Here is a 14,771-nt window from a genome sequence, read left to right as displayed (position 1 = left end):
ATGATCGACGCCGCATCCCCCGCACGCACGTCGCTCGGCGACGACGCCGATGCGCACAGCATCGAGATCGTCCCCGTGCGGCACTACGCCCGATGGGCCGCCGCCGTCGTCTCCGTCGCGGCGCTCGCCGGCCTCATCGGCTCGCTCGCCAAGAACGGCAACCTCCACTGGGACATCGTCGGCACGTACCTCTTCGCCGGACTGATCTTCGACGGACTGGCCACGACGCTCTGGCTGACCGCCGCCGCCATGGCTCTCGGCCTGTGCCTGGGCACGCTCATCGCGGTGATGCGCCTGTCCACGAACCCGGTCCTGTACGGCCTGGCCACCTTCTTCGTATGGATCTTCCGCGGCACCCCCCTGCTCGTCCAGATCATCTTCTGGGGGTACGCGGCCGCGCTCTACAAGTACGTGATGATCGGCATCCCGTTCACCCACATCACCTTCTTCAAGGCCGAGACGAACTCGCTGCTCACCCCCGCGATCGCGGCCCTGCTCGCCCTCGGCCTCAACGAAGCCGCCTACGCCTCGGAGATCGTCCGCGCCGGCATCCAGTCGGTCGACCCCGGGCAGGCCGAGGCCGCCCACTCGCTGGGCATGCGACCGGCCCTGACCATGCGGCGGATCGTGCTGCCCCAGGCGATGCGGGTCATCATCCCGCCGATGGGCAACGAGACGATCAACATGCTCAAGATGACCGCCCTGGTCTCGATCATCTCCGCGCACGATCTGATGTCCAACATCCAGGACGTGTACGCGCAGAACTACCAGATCATCCCGATGCTCGTCGTCGCCAGCGTCTGGTACCTGGCCCTCGTGACCCTGCTGAGCATCCCGCAGGCGTGGCTGGAGCGCCGCTACGGACGGGGCACCGCCCGGGCCGGGAACGCCTCGCCGCTGCGGCGCATGCTCCAGGGCACCGCGCTCCTGGCAGGCCGGAAGAACAAGGAGGGGACCCGATGACAGCCCCCATGGTGCTGGCCGAGGGAGTGCGCAAGCGGTTCGGCAGACTCGAGGTCCTCAAGGGCATCGACCTGACCGTCGAGCGGGGCCAGGTCTGCTGCCTGCTCGGACCGTCCGGCTCCGGGAAATCGACCTTCCTGCGCTGCATCAACCACCTCGAGAAGGTGGACGGCGGGAAGCTGACGGTCGACGGCGAACTGGTCGGCTACCGTCAGCAGGGCAGCAGGCTGCACGAGTTGCGCGAACGGGAGGTCGCCGAAAGACGCCGGGACATCGGGATGGTGTTCCAGCGCTTCAACCTCTTCCCGCACATGACCGCGCTCGAGAACGTCATCGAGGCCCCCACCAAGGTGGCCGGCGTGTCCCGGAGCGAGGCACGGGACCAGGCCCGGCACCTCCTGCAGCAGGTGGGGCTCGGCGACCGCGCCGGTCACTACCCCGCCCAGCTCTCCGGCGGCCAGCAGCAGCGCGTCGCCATCGCGAGAGCGCTGGCCATGAAGCCGAAACTGATGCTCTTCGACGAACCGACCTCCGCTCTCGATCCCGAACTGGTCGGGGACGTGCTGGACGTGATGCGCCGCCTCGCCGCCGACGGCATGACGATGGTCGTGGTCACCCACGAGATCGGCTTCGCCCGCGAAGTGGGGGACACCGCGGTGTTCATGGACGAGGGAGTCGTCGTCGAGGCCGGCGACCCCCGGCAGGTCCTGGCCGAACCGGAGCAGGAGCGCACGCGCGCGTTCCTGTCCAAGGTCCTGTGAGCGCCCCCCCGAGGCAGCAGCCCCACATCGACGAGCTGATGTCCCTGGCCCGCGCACACCTCGACCGGTACCTGTCCGACCTGGCCGAACTCGTCGCGATCGACTCCGGTTCGCACAGCCCCGACGGGGTCGACCAGGTCGCCGAACGGGTGCAGTCCCGGCTGGACCGCCTGGGTTTCGAGGTCCGCCGCATCCCCCTGCCCGACGTCCGGGGCCACCGCACGGGTGACGCCCTGGTCGCCCGCAAGCGGGGACGGCTCACCGAGGCGGAAGGCGGGCGGAGGATCCTGCTCGCCGCACACATGGACACCGTCTTCGAGGACGGAACCGCCGCCGCACGGCCCTTCTGCCTGAAGGGCTCCACCGCCTACGGCCCGGGCGTGTGCGACGACAAGGGCGGCCTGGTCGCGGGGCTGACCGCACTGGACGTCCTCGCCCGGGCCGGCATCGACGAGTACGCCGAACTCGTCTTCCTCGCCACCCCCGACGAGGAGATCGGGTCCCCGGCCAGCCGGGCGGTCACCGAGGAGGCCGCCCGCGGGGTGCACTACGGCCTGGGTCTCGAAGGCGCCCGCGAGAACGGGGACCTGGTCATCGCCCGCAAGGGCGTCGCCGACTTCCGTCTCACGGTCACCGGCCGGGCCGCCCACGCCGGGATCGAACCTGATCGGGGCGCCAACGCCGCACTCGCCGCCGCCCATCTCGTCGTCGCCCTCCAGGCGCTCAACGGCCGCTGGGACGAGGTCACCGTCAACGTCGGCGTCGTGCGCGCCGGCACCCGCCCCAACATCGTCTGCCCCGAGGCCGAACTGCACCTCGAAGTACGCGCGGCGACCCTCGCCGGCCTCCGGCGGGCGGAGCGGACGATCGAGGACATCGCCCGCGATCCGGCCGTACCGGGTACCAGCGTGCACGTGGAACGGCTCGACCTGTGCCCGCCGATGGAGGACACTCCCGCCGCCCGCCGGATGTTCGAGGAAGCCGGCCGCGCTGCAGCGGCCCTCGGATTCGACATCGGCGTCACCGCCACCGGAGGCGTGGGCGACGCGAACCTCATCGCCGGCACGGGCGTCCCGGTCCTCGACGGCCTGGGCCCCGTAGGCGGCGCGGACCACACCCCGCAGGAATGGCTGGACACCGGCAGCGTCCCCCAGCGCGTCGCCCTCCTGGCAGCGCTCGTCGCCGCCCTGGGCACGGCCGGCGGCGAGGCCTGACGGCAGCGGGTCTCCCGGGCGCGCGCACCGGCCCGGGAGACCCGCTGCGGCCACCCCCGCCCTCTCCCGTACGGCAACCGTCATCACCCTCACTCTCTCCCCGGAGCAGCAGCCATGACCGTTTCCGCAAGACCGTCCCGACGCGCGATCGCGCACGCGTGCGCCACTGCCGTGGCCCTCGCCGTCATCGCCGCGCCCTCCGCCCTGGCCGCACCCCGCGCCACCGCCACGACCGGCGGCTCACTGGTCCTCGTCGGCGGTGGCCTCAAGGAGGACAACGCCGAGGTCTACGAGGAGATCGTCAAGCGCGCGGGAGGCCCCGCGGCCCGCATCGGCGTCCTCACCGCGGCGTCGATACCCGAGAGCCAGGACCCCGACGCCGGCGACCCCGACAAGTGCGCCAACTCCGCCTGCAACGGCGCCTACTACTCCGCACTGTTCAAGAAGTACGGCGCCGCCGACGCGCAGTGGATACCGATCGACCTGGACCACGTCGGCAACGCCGACTCGGACGCCGTCGTCGCCCAGGTCGACTCGATGACCGGGTTCTTCTTCGGCGGAGGCGACCAGTACCGGTACGTCACCACCCTGCTCCACGGCGACGCGCACACAGACACCAAGGTCCTGGCCGCCATACGGGCCAAACTCGCCCGGGGTGCCGTCGTCGCCGGCTCCTCCGCCGGCGCCCAGATCGCCTCCGGCCCCGACATGGTCACCGGCGGCGCCTCCTACGAGGCGCTGAAGGACGGCAGCGCACCGGGCTACTTCGACGACCCCGACCGGCTCGGCTACCTGCCCGAGGGAGGCTTCGGCTTCCTGCGCTCCGGTCTCGTCGACACCCATACGGGGACCGAGGGCCGCGAGGGCCGCGCGCTGCGCCTCGCTGCCGACACCGGCCACGACCGCGTGTACGCCCTCGACGAGAACACGGCCCTGGTCGTCGACCACCCCGGCACCAGGCGCGAGGACGTGACCGTCCTGGGCACCAACGGTGTCGCGGTCCTCGACCTGCGGGGCGCCCGCGCTCGGGAGGGCCGCGCCGGATGGAGCCTGAGCGGGGCTCGCTACACCTACCTCACCGACGGCGACCGCTACGACGCCCTGCACCGCCGGCCCCTGCCCGCGAGCGGCAAGCGCCCGCTCCTTCCGGGCTCCACGACTGCCGTACCCGCGAACACGGACGTCTTCCGCTCGCCGGACGACCCCGCCGGCCTGCCGTACTCCTTCCGCACCACGGCCCGCGCGCTCGCCTCCACCGCACAGGTCACCGCCACGGCCACCACCTATGAGAGCGGCCCGCGTTTCCGGGTCGCCTTCGCGAAGCGGCCCGGCTTCTCGGCGTGGACGAGCGACGGCAGCACCGCGCAGACGCTGATCGGCATGCGGATCGCCGTCGCACCACAGTGATCCCGGCCCGGCACCGGAACCGGGAGAGCGGGGGACGGGCCGCCACCCATGGACCGCGCGGCGCGTCCCCCATCCACGTCCGGGTGGCGGACACGCCGCGCGCATGCCAGGAAAGGACACCGTCATGCCCCCCGGCACACTCGCCGACGAGATCCGCCTCAGGCTGGGCGATCTGACCCCTGCCGAGCGCAGAGTCGCCCGGGTTCTGCTGGCCGCCTACCCCTCCAGCGGCTTCGAGACCGTCGCCGCCATCGCCGAACGAGCCGCTGTCAGCGCGCCCACCGTGCTCCGGTTCGTCAGCCGCCTGGGTCATCGCGGCTTCCCCGACTTCCAGGCCGCGTTGCGCGCCGAACTCGAGGAACGCAACGCCTCCCCCCTCTCGCTGTACGAGGCCGCCGAGGAGAACGCGGCCGACGGTTCACCGGCCGGGCTCATGGCGCGCAGCAGCAGGCTCTTCGCCGGCGCCGTCGCACAGACCCTCGCCGAGATCCCCGCGGCGGACCTCGAGAGCGCCGTCGACCTGCTGTCCGATCCCAGGAGAAGGATCACCCTGGCCGGTGGACGCTTCACCCATCTCATCGCCCAGTACCTCGGCCTGCACCTGATGCAGTTGCGCGACGACGTCCGGTTCCTGCCCGAACGCGACGTCGAGCGCACGGCCGCGCTGGCTCGGCTCACGCGCCGCGACGTGGTGGTCGTCTTCGACCACCGGCGCTACGAGAGCGACAAGCTCGCCATCGCCCAGCTCACGAAGGAAGCCGGCGGCAAGGTCGTCGTCTTCACGGACGCCTGGCTCTCGCCCGCCGGCGCACACGCCCACGTCGTCCTGCCGAGCCGGGTCGCCGCCCCCTCGCCGTACGACAGCCTGGTCCCCACGCTCGCGGTGGTCGAGACCGTCGTCGCCGGTGTGATCACCGCGCTCGGCGACGACGGGCTGCGCCACATGCGGCACAGTGAGGCCACGGCCGGCCGCATCGGGCTCGTCTGACGGGTGTTGCTCAGACCAGGCCGATGCGCTGGGCGACGTCCTCGGCCCGGCGCAGGTGGTCGTGGGCGTCCTCGCCCAGGGACTCGACGACTCCGGCCACGACCGTCTCGATGACGGCGAGGGTCGGCACGAGACTGTCGTAGGGCGAGGGCGCGGTGACCCGGCACGGCAGTGCGACGTCGGCCCGCCCGGCCACCGGGGAGAGCCAGGTGTCGGTGAAGAGCAGGAGTTTTCCGCCCCGCTCCCTGGCGAGTTCGGCCATCGCGACCTTGTCGTCCTCGTAGCGACGGTAGTCGAAGAGCACCAGGAGGTCGCGGCGGCCGAGCGCGGCCAGGGCCGCGGTGCGTTCCACCGCACGGTCGGGCAGGAACTGCACGCCCTCGCGCAGTTGCATCAGGTGCAGGCCGAGGTACTGCGCGAGCAGGTGCGTGAAGCGGCCGCCGGCGAGGGTGATGCGGAGTCTGGGGTCGGCGAGCAGGCGGACGGCCTGGTCCAGGTCGTGCGGCGGGAGTTCCGCCAGGGTGCCGGCGACCTCGCTCGGGAAGATGCGGCCCGCCCTGCCGAGCAGGCTTCCCTGATCGGCTCCCTCGTCGGCGGGGCGGCCGTAGCCGGGAGTGTCGTACAGCGACAGCGGTGAGGCGTTGCGCTGCTCCAGTTCGGTGCGCAGGGCCGCCTGGAACTCGGGGAACCCGCGGAAGCCGAAGCGGGACACGAACCGCAGCACGGTCGGCGCGCTGACGTGCGCGCGCTCGGCGATGGTGGCCACGGTCTCGAAACCGGCGGACGGGTAGGCGGCCAGCAGTACGCGTCCGACCTTGCGTTCCGCGGGGCTGAGATCGCCCAGCTTGGAGCGGATCCTGTCCGCCATTGCGCCAGTGGCCATGCTGTCCGCTACTTCCTTCCCGCACGCGACCGACCCGACCGGGTGATCACAGTCGACATCGCCGAGCCTAACGCCGGGGCCGCCGCACCGACGGGCGGGTCGGTGCGGCGAGGCGCTGCCGTGCCGGGAAGGGGCCTCTCCTAGCAGGGCTCGGCCGGTGCGGCGTCCGCGGTCTCCGGCGCGGTGAAGCGGTGACGCAGGCGCGGATGGAGGTTGGCCCGGGAGAGGTCACCGCCGTAGTGCGCCGTCAGCCGCGGGTCCATCACCCGGCGCCACAGGGGCGGGAACAGGGCGAGCAGGATCATCGACGCGTAACCCGAGGGCAGCTGCGGCGCCTCGTCGAAGTGGCGCAGGGTCTGGTAGCGGCGCAGCGGGTTGGCGTGGTGGTCGGAGTGCCGCTGGAGCTGGAAGAGGAGCAGATTGCTGACGGTGTTGTTGCTGTTCCAGCTGTGCCGGGGGGCCACGCGCTCGTAGCGGCCGTCGGGTCGGCGCTGCCGCAGGAGCCCGTAGTGCTCCAGGTAGTTGACCGCCTCCAGCAGGCAGAAGCCGAGTACGGCCTGCAGCACCAGGTAGGGCAGGACCCGCGGACCGAAGGCCAGCGTGAGGACGGCGAAGAGCACCGCCGAAAGGGACCAGGCGGTGAGCACGTCGTTGTGCGCGCTGAGGACCGGCCGCTTCCGCCGGCCCAGTCGGCGCCGCTCCAGGTGCCAGGCGGAGCGGAGACCGCCCCACACGGACCGGAGCAGGAACCGGTAGTAGTCCTCGCCCAGCCGGCTGCTGGCGGGGTCCTCGGGAGTGGCCACCCGGACGTGGTGGCCGTGGTTGTGCTCGACGTAGAAGTGTCCGTAGCAGCTCTGGGCGAGTGCCAGCCGGCTGAGCCGCCGCTCCGACTGCTCGCGTTTGTGGCCGAGTTCGTGCGCGGTGTTGATCGCCACGCCCGCCACCACCCCCGTGGTCACCGCCAGCCCCAGGCCGTCGGCGGTGGACAGGTGTCCGGCGGACCACTCGCCGCAGGCCCAGACCAGCGCACCGTACTGCAGGGGCAGGTAGAGGTAGGTGCACCAGCGGTAGTAGCGGTCGGCCTCGAGGGCCGCCATCACCTCCTCCGGAGGGTTGGCTTCGCCGTCGCGGCCGGTCACCAGGTCGCACAGGGGGACCAGCACGAACGCGAAGAAGGGCCCCCACCACCAGAACGCGCCGACACCGGTGACGGAGACGAGTGCTCCGGCCTGGAAGGGGAGGGTCGGTACCGCGAGTGCGAGCAGCCACAGTGGGCGCTTGCGGTCCCGCCAGGGGTGGGTGACGTTCGGCACTGACTGCATCAGGACTCCCTCGGGGCGCTCCTCGGGCGCGCTCTCGCCGATCAGGCAGGTGACCGGCGAGAGCACGCATGGGGGGCCACTGACGGTGCCAGGTCTCGTCGCCGCTGACAAAGGAGGCGCCGTGTAAACGTTCTGACGTACCATCATAAAAGTGAGAGGCGGTGTGGTGACAGACTCTCCTCGTGCCCCCCTCACTTGACCGCGGATCCCGCGGTCCGCAGGTCCCGCCCGATCCACCACGAGTGGCCTGGCGCAAGCAGATGCGTGAACGGGTGCTGTCCGAGGCCAGGGTGCTGGCGGCGGAGGGCGGCTGGGACAAGGTCCGGGTGGCGGACCTGGCGCTGCGCGCGGAGGTGTCAAGGCCCTCCATCTACAAGGAGTTCGGCGACCGGGCGGGCGTCGGCCGGGCCCTGGTGCAGCGCGAGGCGGAGGAGTTCCTGCGCGGGCTCGCCGTGGTGCTCGAGGCGCACCGGCACGACCCGCGCTCCGCACTGGAGGCGGCGGTGGCCCACGTACTCGTGGAGGCCGGTGCCAATCCGTTCCTGCACGCGGTACTGGCCGCGGCGCGCGGCGGTACGGACGCCTTGCTGCCCTTCCTCACCAGCAGGCCCGAGCCGGTCTACTCCAGCGCGTGGCGGCTGCTCACCGGGTGGCTCGGCGAGGTGGTGCCCGAGACGGACGAGGACCGGCGTGCCGAAGCGGCCGACCTGGCGGTGCGGCTGACCCTGAGCCATGTCCTGCTTCCCGCGCCCCGGTCCGAGGAGACCCCTGAGCGGGTGTCGCGCGCCGTGTGGGCGGTCCTCGGTGCGCCGGCCGGGCGATGACCTGGCAGGCGGGCCGGGCCCGGAGCCGACTGCGTGAAGGCCCTCTGGCGGGCAGGGGGCCGGTCATGCGTACAGTGAGGGAGGGTGCTTCGGCCTGTAGGCACCGCAGTGCCGCCGCTCCTGCGCGGACCACAGGCGAGTGGGGTCGTACGGGTGCTGCCGGAACAGGAGGCCCTCTCGATGACCCAGCATCCGGATACGTCCACACCACCGGTGAACGAGGGGCGTCCCGCGGCGCGGGGCGCCGTGCAGAGTGCCGTCGACGAACGGAACCGGCGGCTGGCCCATGCCGGCGTCGCCCGCGCCGAGAAGCTGCTGACGTCTCGGTACCGGCTCTCCTCGGAACGGGAGGCGTTCGACCTGCTGCGCCGTTCGTCGCAGAAGTTCAACATCAAACTGCACACCCTCGCCGACGTCGCCATCCGTCTGCGGGGCCCCGCGCCGGGCGCCCCCGTCTGGGTGCCCAGCCGCCCCCAGGGTCCCGCACCCGCCATCCCGGTGCTGGGCGCGAGCGGATCGCGGCCGGAAAGTCACAGCGCCGTCCTCACGTCGGCCCTGCGTCAGGCCCTGCGCGTGACCGGCGCCCACATGGGCAACGTGCAGCTCGTGGAGAACGGGATGCTGCGCATGGAGAAGCACGTCGGACTGAACCGGCAGTTCACCGACTACTTCGCCTTCGTGGAGGCCTCGACGACCTCCTGCGCCCAGGCCGCGGAGGAATCCCGGCAGGTGACCGTCAAGGACGTCGCCGCCTCCGACACCTTCGACGAGGCCTCCCGGGAGGCGATCCTGGAGACGGGCAGCCGCGCCTGCCACAGCACGCCTCTGCTCAGCCCGAACGGCACGGTGATCGGCATGATCTCCTCCCACCACGAACGGCCGCTGCACGACCTCACCCCCGCCCAGCTGACCGCGATGCACGACCTCGGCACTCAGGTCGGCCGATGGCTGCTGTGGCACCGCAACACCGCCGTGCTCACCGCCCTCAACCATCTCCACGCCGACGCCACCGGTAAGTCCCGTTCCGCGTAGACCGGCTGTCCGCGGCACGGACTGTATGAAGAGTTCGTGTGTGCGCGAAGGTATGGAGACCGCTCCGAAGGGGCACTGCGGCGTCAAGGGCTCGCTTGGGGACGCAGGCGGGAGTCACCGGCCACCGGCGGGCGGCTGTGTGCCCGCCGGGACCGCCCAGGCGGCCCGTCGGCACACCCCGGTCCCCAGCCGGACGGCGCGCCTCGGGCGGCCGCCCGGTGGCGGCGATCGCACTCGCTTCGGACCACACCACCGCCACCGCGCCTCCACGTGACAGAGGCCACAGGAACTCCTGGTGCGTCGTGGAGAGAACTGGTCGTGAGGAACTCAGAAAACGATGTGCGCCGCCGCGTGCGCGAGGGGGACCGTGAGGCGTTCGCCCAGTTGTACGAGGAGTTCGCCCGAGCCGTGTACAACCACGGGCTGCGGCTGACCGGCGACTGGTCGGCAGCCGAGGAGATCATGTCCGAAACGTTCCTGACCGCGTGGCGCACCCGCGCACGAGTGCACGAGGACGGCGGCTCCCTGCTGCCCTGGCTGCTGGGCATCGCCACCCACAAGGCGGACAACGCCGGCCGGGCACTGCGCAGACGCCGGCTGTTCCTGGCGCGCCAGCCGCAGCCCCCGGTGGAGGAGGACTTCGCGCTCCGGACGGTCGGGCGCATCGACGACGCACGGCGCCTGCGTGCCGTACAGGCGGCCCTGGGCCGGCTGCGACGCCAGGAGCGGGAGGTGCTGGCCCTGTGCGTGTGGTCCGGACTGGACTACCGGCAGACGGCCGAGGCCCTCGGCATCGCCGTCGGCACCGTACGCTCCCGCCTCTCGCGCGCCCGCAGGAAACTCGCCCACCTCGCCGAAGAGGACCGGGAACCCCCCACCCCCCGCGGAGAGATGACAAGTGCGGCCGCGATCGCGGCCCTGCCCGTACGGGAGGAGCTCACATGAACGACGAGACCACCGGCGCTTCCCCGGAGCGCGACGGCGATCGCGAAGAGATCGCCCGCCTGCTGCCGGCCCCGGCCGACCGGGACCTTCCGCGCGAGCAGCACCTTCGGCACAAGGAACTGCTGATGCACCACATCGACCGAGACCAGGCGACCCGTACCGGCCGGACCCGTCGGCTGCTGCGGCCCGCGCTCCTGGCACCGGCGACCGCGCTGGCCCTGGCCTGCGCACTGACCGCGGGAGTCGCCCTGAACGGCGGCGACAGCGAGTCCTCCGGCGGAGCTTCGCACCGCGCGGCCTCCGACATGCGGCCCGTCGCGGCGCTCCTGGGCCGGATCTCCGACGCGGCGCAGGAGCGCGACACGCCCACTGTCCGGGACGACCAGTTCGTCTACACCCGGGAGAAGACCCGCGGGGCCGACCTGACCAGCGGGAAGGCCGTCGTCGGCGCCTTGCTGGACCGTGAGACGTGGATCGCGCAGCAGCCGGGGCCCCTGCACAGGCTCGGACTGATCCGGGAGGACGGTGAGACCTTCCCCCTCAACGCCGAACTCGGTGACACGGACGGCACTCCGGCCGGCATCGCCCGACCCACCTACCGCTGGCTCAGCTCACTGCCCACCGACCCCGACACACTGCTGTCCTACCTGTACGCCAGGACTCCGCACACCGAGGGCCGGGAACGCGACCAGGCGGTGTTCGAGCAGATCGGGTCCCTGCTCGGCACGATGATGCCGCCCCGCACGGCCGCCGCCCTCTACCGGGCGGCGGCGAAGATCCCGGGCGTCTCCCCGGCTCCGCAGGCCCGCGACGCGATCGGCCGCCGGGGCCTCGGCATCGCCCGCGACGACACGCGCCACGGCATCCGGACCGAGTGGGTCTTCGACGAGAAGGACTTCACCTTCCTCGGGTACCGCAGCTACCTGACCAAGGACACCTCGTACGGGAAGGCGGGAGCGCTGCTGTCCAGCGAGGCCGAACTGGAGCTCGCCGTCGTCGACAAGGCCGGCCAGCAGCCCGCGGACACGGGGCGGGTCCGGACCGAGCCGCAGAGCTGAACCGCTCGGACCGCGGGGGCACCCGGTGGTGCCCCCGAGGACCGCCCGCGACGGCACCGGACCGCGTCCCGCCGCCCGCCGTCGCGGCGCTCACCACCGTTCCCGGCCGGAACATCAGCGCGGACAGGCCGGACTCGGGACTCCGGGCCGGGGGAGTCGCGCGTGCTCAGCGGCGGCCGAAGGGCCACCAGGAGCGCCGGGGCGCCGGCGGGCAGTCGCACCGCCTCGATTTCGGCACACCCGCGAGGACTTGTTCCACGTGGTTCCCGCAGCCCGTGTACGTGGCCTTGCCGCAGTTCGAACAGGTGACACGTCGGCACATGGCGGACTTCCTTCCTCCGCTGTGAGTCCGTGGCGATGCCCGCCACGGGATGGCTTGCATGCGGAACCACCGAGGGCTCGGGCGGCCGCACCGTCGCCCTGACCCGCGGTCGTTCGGCGGGTCAGGCGACCGTCTCCCAGGCGCCGTAGCCGCCGAGCAGGTCGTAGACCTCGGTGCGGCCGGTGTGCCGGATCAGGCTGGCGGCGATGGACGAGCGGTGACCGCCGGCGCAGTGGACCACCAGCCGGCCCTCGGCCGGGACCTCGTCGAGGCGCTTGGCCAGTTCGGCCAGGGGGATGTGCAGGGCGCCCTCGATGGAGCGGCCGCCCTCGCGCTCGCCGCAGCCCCGCACGTCGAGGACCAGCGGGGGCTCGGCGGAGGCGAGTTCCTCGCGCAGGGCCTCGGCGGTCAGCCGGCCTGCCTGGCGTGTCTGATCGGAGAGGGTGAGGAAGAGCTGCCCGGGCTCGGCCGCGTAGCCGTGGACGCGGTCGAAGCCGATGCGGGCGAGGCGGGTGACGGTCTCCTCGACGCGGCCCTCGGGGGCGACGATGAGGATCTCGTCCTCGGGGGTGAGGACGCTGCCGGCCTGCTCGGCGAAGCGGCCGTCGAGCGGGACGTTGACGGAGCCGGCGAGATGACCGGCGGCGAACTCGAACTGGTCGCGTGCGTCGAGGACCACGGCGCCGGCGGTACGCAGGCGGGCGAACTCGGTCGCCTCCAGTGCGGGAGCGCCCTCCCGCGGCTCGAACAGGTCGCGGTTGCGGCGGTTGAGGTCGGCGTCGTACGAGAAGTAGCCGGGGGCGGCGGACTGGCCGGCGGTGACGAGGCGGACGAAGGTGTCCTGGTCCATGGGCCGGCAGGCGTAGTTGGTCAGCCGCTGCATGCCGATGGTCGACTGCAGTTCGGTGGAGAGGTTCTTGCCGCAGGCGGAGCCGGCGCCGTGGGCGGGGAAGACGCGGACCTCGTCGGGCAGGGCCATCAGCTTGTGGTGGACGCTGTCGTAGAGCATCGCGCCCAGTTCCTCGGCGGTGACGCCGGCGGAGGCGAGCAGGTCGGGGCGTCCGACGTCGCCGATGAACAGGGCGTCGCCGGTGAGCACCCCGTAGGGGACGGTGTCCTGGGGCTTCTCGAAGACGAGGATGCTGATCGACTCGGGGGTGTGGCCCGGGGTCTCCAGGATCTGGAGGGTGACCTCGCCCAGGGAGATCCGCTCGCCGTCGGCGAGCTTGCGGATGGGGTATTCGGTGACGGCGCGCTGCCCGTAGCCGATCCAGGCGCCGGTGCGCCGGGCCAGCTCCAGGTGGCCGGCGAGGAAGTCGGCGTGGAAGTGGGTGTTGATCACCGCCTCGACGGTGAATCCATGCGCCTCGGCGTCCGCGACGTACTCGTCCACGTCCCGGCGGGGGTCGACGACGACGGCCTTGCCGCTGGTCGGATCACCGATGACGTACGCCGCCTGGGACAGGCAGTCGAGGTAGTGCTGCGCGAAGTACATGAGGTGCCTCCTGGCGCCTGTAGTGCGGGGGACCGGAGAGTCCCGGGACACCCGAGGGGTATGGGGCAGATACCCACGGGGGTATTGATGAGACGCATCGTATACCCACGGGGGTATATGGAGGCAAGCTGTCCCGGCCGACCCCGGGGGCTGTAGCGCCCGCCCGGTCCCCGTGGGGTCGAGGGGGAGGTGGAATACCCCCTGGGGTACCGGTGCTATCGTATGTGTATACCCCCGGGGGTAAGTCGTCCGCCATCGCCGCGCGTACCGACCGCAGCGGCCGGCTGAACGCCCCTCCCGTTCCGCCCCTCCCCATTTCCGAGAGGTTGTGTGATGTCCCTCTTCCCCACCGGCGAGGACCGTGTCACCGTCGACGAGGCTGCCCGGCGCACCCGGGACGCCGACGCTCCGGCCGTCCTGCTGGATGTGCGCGAGCAGCGCGAGTGGGACGCCGGCCACGCGCCCGGCGCCGTATACGCGCCGCTGTCCGGCCTGGTGGCGGGGGTGGCGCTGCCGGACGAGGCTCGGGACCGGCCGCTGGTGGTGATCTGCCGCAGCGGGCAGCGCTCGCAGCAGGCAGCCGAACTGCTGACCGCGCGGGGCGCGCAGGTGGTGGACGTCAAGGGCGGTATGAGGGCGTGGGCCGCCGCCGGGTACCCGGTCGTCGACGACCGCGGGAACAGCGGCTCGATAGCATGACCGCTCTGGTTCTCGCGCTCGTCGCCGGTGCCGTCGTCGGCCTGGCCCTGGGCGGCCTCGGCGGGGGCGGCAGCGTCCTCGCCGTACCCGCCCTGATCTACCTGCTGCACTTCACCCCGGCCGAGGCGACGACGGCCAGCCTGGTCATCGTCACCCTCACCTCGGTCACCGCACTCACCGGGCACGCCCGGGACGGGAACGTGACCTGGCGCACCGGGCTGCTGTTCGCCGCGGCGGGCATCGTGCCCGCGATGGTCGCCGGGGCCGCCGCCGGGCATCTGCCCCAAGCCCTGCTGACCGTCGCCTTCTCGGTCATCGCGGCACTCGCCGCGGTGCGGATGCTGCGCCCCGCCACGGCCGTCGCCGCGTCCGGCGCCCAGGTGAACGCGGGCAAGGCCGGTGCCGCCGGGGCCGGTCTCGGCGCGGTGACCGGGTTCCTGGGGGTGGGCGGCGGCTTCCTCGCCGTGCCGGCGCTGGTGGGCGTGCTCCGGCTGCCCATGCGCGCCGCGGTCGGCACCAGCCTGCTGGTCATCACGATCAACTCGCTGGCCGCGCTCGGCGCCCGGGCCGGCACCGGGATGCACCTGGACTGGGCCGTCATCGCGCCGTTCACCGCGGCGGCCGTGCTGGGCGCCTGGGACGGCAAACGCCTGTCCGCGAAGCTCAAGGGCGGGACACTGCAACGCGTCTTCGCGTACGTCCTGCTCGCGGTCGCCGTCTTCATGCTCATCGACGCGGTCCTCTGACCGACCCGCCGCGGTCCGGGACCGCTCTCACCGCCACCCACGGCACGCGGGCACGTCCGCTCCTGGGCAACGACAACATCTCGACACATCGACACATCGACAGGCAAGGAAC

General features: G+C 72.2%; 14 protein-coding genes. 11 read left to right on the top strand and 3 right to left on the bottom strand.

Annotation, left to right across the window (positions count from 1 at the left end; all coding sequences use genetic code 11):
* From AQJ66_RS22560 to AQJ66_RS22540, 5 genes are all read left to right on the top strand, one after another.
* On the top strand, window positions 1-963 hold the full coding sequence (locus AQJ66_RS22560; protein ID WP_061925239.1) for an amino acid ABC transporter permease: 963 nt from the start codon (window positions 1-3) through the stop codon (window positions 961-963).
* Entirely contained in the window at window positions 960-1,724 is a 765-nt protein-coding gene (locus tag AQJ66_RS22555) for an amino acid ABC transporter ATP-binding protein (protein WP_061925236.1), read from the top strand. Before AQJ66_RS22560 ends, AQJ66_RS22555 begins: the two co-directional genes overlap by 4 nt.
* Window positions 1,721-2,938 carry a M20 family metallopeptidase gene (locus AQJ66_RS22550; protein WP_061925233.1) on the top strand — a complete coding sequence of 406 codons (1,218 nt, stop codon included), beginning with the start codon at window positions 1,721-1,723 and terminating at the stop codon, window positions 2,936-2,938. The genes AQJ66_RS22555 and AQJ66_RS22550 overlap by 4 nt, the downstream gene beginning before the upstream one ends.
* Window positions 2,939-3,052: 114 nt before the next feature.
* Complete coding sequence (locus tag AQJ66_RS22545; protein ID WP_061925230.1) at window positions 3,053-4,345, top strand: cyanophycinase; 1,293 nt, start codon at window positions 3,053-3,055, stop codon at window positions 4,343-4,345.
* Between the two features lie 124 nt (window positions 4,346-4,469).
* Complete coding sequence (locus AQJ66_RS22540) at window positions 4,470-5,333, top strand: MurR/RpiR family transcriptional regulator (RefSeq protein ID WP_061925227.1); 864 nt, start codon at window positions 4,470-4,472, stop codon at window positions 5,331-5,333.
* 10 nt (window positions 5,334-5,343) lie between these two features.
* Here AQJ66_RS22540 and AQJ66_RS22535 read toward each other — a convergent pair whose 3' ends face one another.
* Entirely contained in the window at window positions 5,344-6,216 is an 873-nt protein-coding gene (locus tag AQJ66_RS22535; protein WP_061925224.1) for a MurR/RpiR family transcriptional regulator, read from the bottom strand.
* Window positions 6,217-6,356: 140 nt separating this feature from the next.
* Window positions 6,357-7,538 carry an alkane 1-monooxygenase gene (locus AQJ66_RS22530; RefSeq protein ID WP_061925365.1) on the bottom strand — a complete coding sequence of 394 codons (1,182 nt, stop codon included), beginning with the start codon at window positions 7,536-7,538 and terminating at the stop codon, window positions 6,357-6,359.
* 242 nt (window positions 7,539-7,780) lie between these two features.
* Here AQJ66_RS22530 and AQJ66_RS22525 point away from each other — a divergent pair, with 242 nt between their 5' ends.
* From AQJ66_RS22525 to AQJ66_RS22510, 4 genes are all read left to right on the top strand, one after another.
* Window positions 7,781-8,362, top strand: a complete 582-nt coding sequence (locus AQJ66_RS22525) for a TetR/AcrR family transcriptional regulator (RefSeq protein ID WP_061925221.1) — start codon at window positions 7,781-7,783, stop codon at window positions 8,360-8,362.
* 180 nt (window positions 8,363-8,542) lie between these two features.
* Window positions 8,543-9,394 (top strand): GAF and ANTAR domain-containing protein, encoded by an 852-nt coding sequence (locus tag AQJ66_RS22520; RefSeq protein ID WP_079060353.1) that lies wholly within the window; start codon window positions 8,543-8,545, stop codon window positions 9,392-9,394.
* Between the two features lie 339 nt (window positions 9,395-9,733).
* Window positions 9,734-10,339 (top strand): RNA polymerase sigma factor, encoded by a 606-nt coding sequence (locus tag AQJ66_RS22515; protein WP_061925219.1) that lies wholly within the window; start codon window positions 9,734-9,736, stop codon window positions 10,337-10,339.
* Window positions 10,336-11,397 (top strand): CU044_5270 family protein, encoded by a 1,062-nt coding sequence (locus tag AQJ66_RS22510; protein ID WP_061925216.1) that lies wholly within the window; start codon window positions 10,336-10,338, stop codon window positions 11,395-11,397. The genes AQJ66_RS22515 and AQJ66_RS22510 overlap by 4 nt, the downstream gene beginning before the upstream one ends.
* Before the next feature lie 443 nt (window positions 11,398-11,840).
* Here AQJ66_RS22510 and AQJ66_RS22505 read toward each other — a convergent pair whose 3' ends face one another.
* The gene (locus tag AQJ66_RS22505) at window positions 11,841-13,214 is read right to left on the bottom strand and encodes an MBL fold metallo-hydrolase (protein WP_061925213.1); all 1,374 of its coding nucleotides are present in this window, start codon (window positions 13,212-13,214) and stop codon (window positions 11,841-11,843) included.
* A gap of 333 nt (window positions 13,215-13,547) precedes the next feature.
* Between AQJ66_RS22505 and AQJ66_RS22500 the strand changes: the two genes are divergently transcribed.
* Window positions 13,548-13,913 (top strand): rhodanese-like domain-containing protein, encoded by a 366-nt coding sequence (locus tag AQJ66_RS22500; protein ID WP_107119008.1) that lies wholly within the window; start codon window positions 13,548-13,550, stop codon window positions 13,911-13,913.
* A complete protein-coding gene (locus tag AQJ66_RS22495) occupies window positions 13,910-14,659 on the top strand; it encodes a sulfite exporter TauE/SafE family protein (RefSeq protein WP_061925208.1) in 750 nt (249 codons plus the stop codon). Before AQJ66_RS22500 ends, AQJ66_RS22495 begins: the two co-directional genes overlap by 4 nt.
* Window positions 14,660-14,771 lie beyond the last annotated feature (112 nt).

The organism is Streptomyces bungoensis (assembly GCF_001514215.1).
Classification (GTDB): domain Bacteria; phylum Actinomycetota; class Actinomycetes; order Streptomycetales; family Streptomycetaceae; genus Streptomyces; species Streptomyces bungoensis.
Note: the sequence above shows the minus strand (reverse complement) of the source record. Positions and strands in the feature narration are given on the sequence as shown.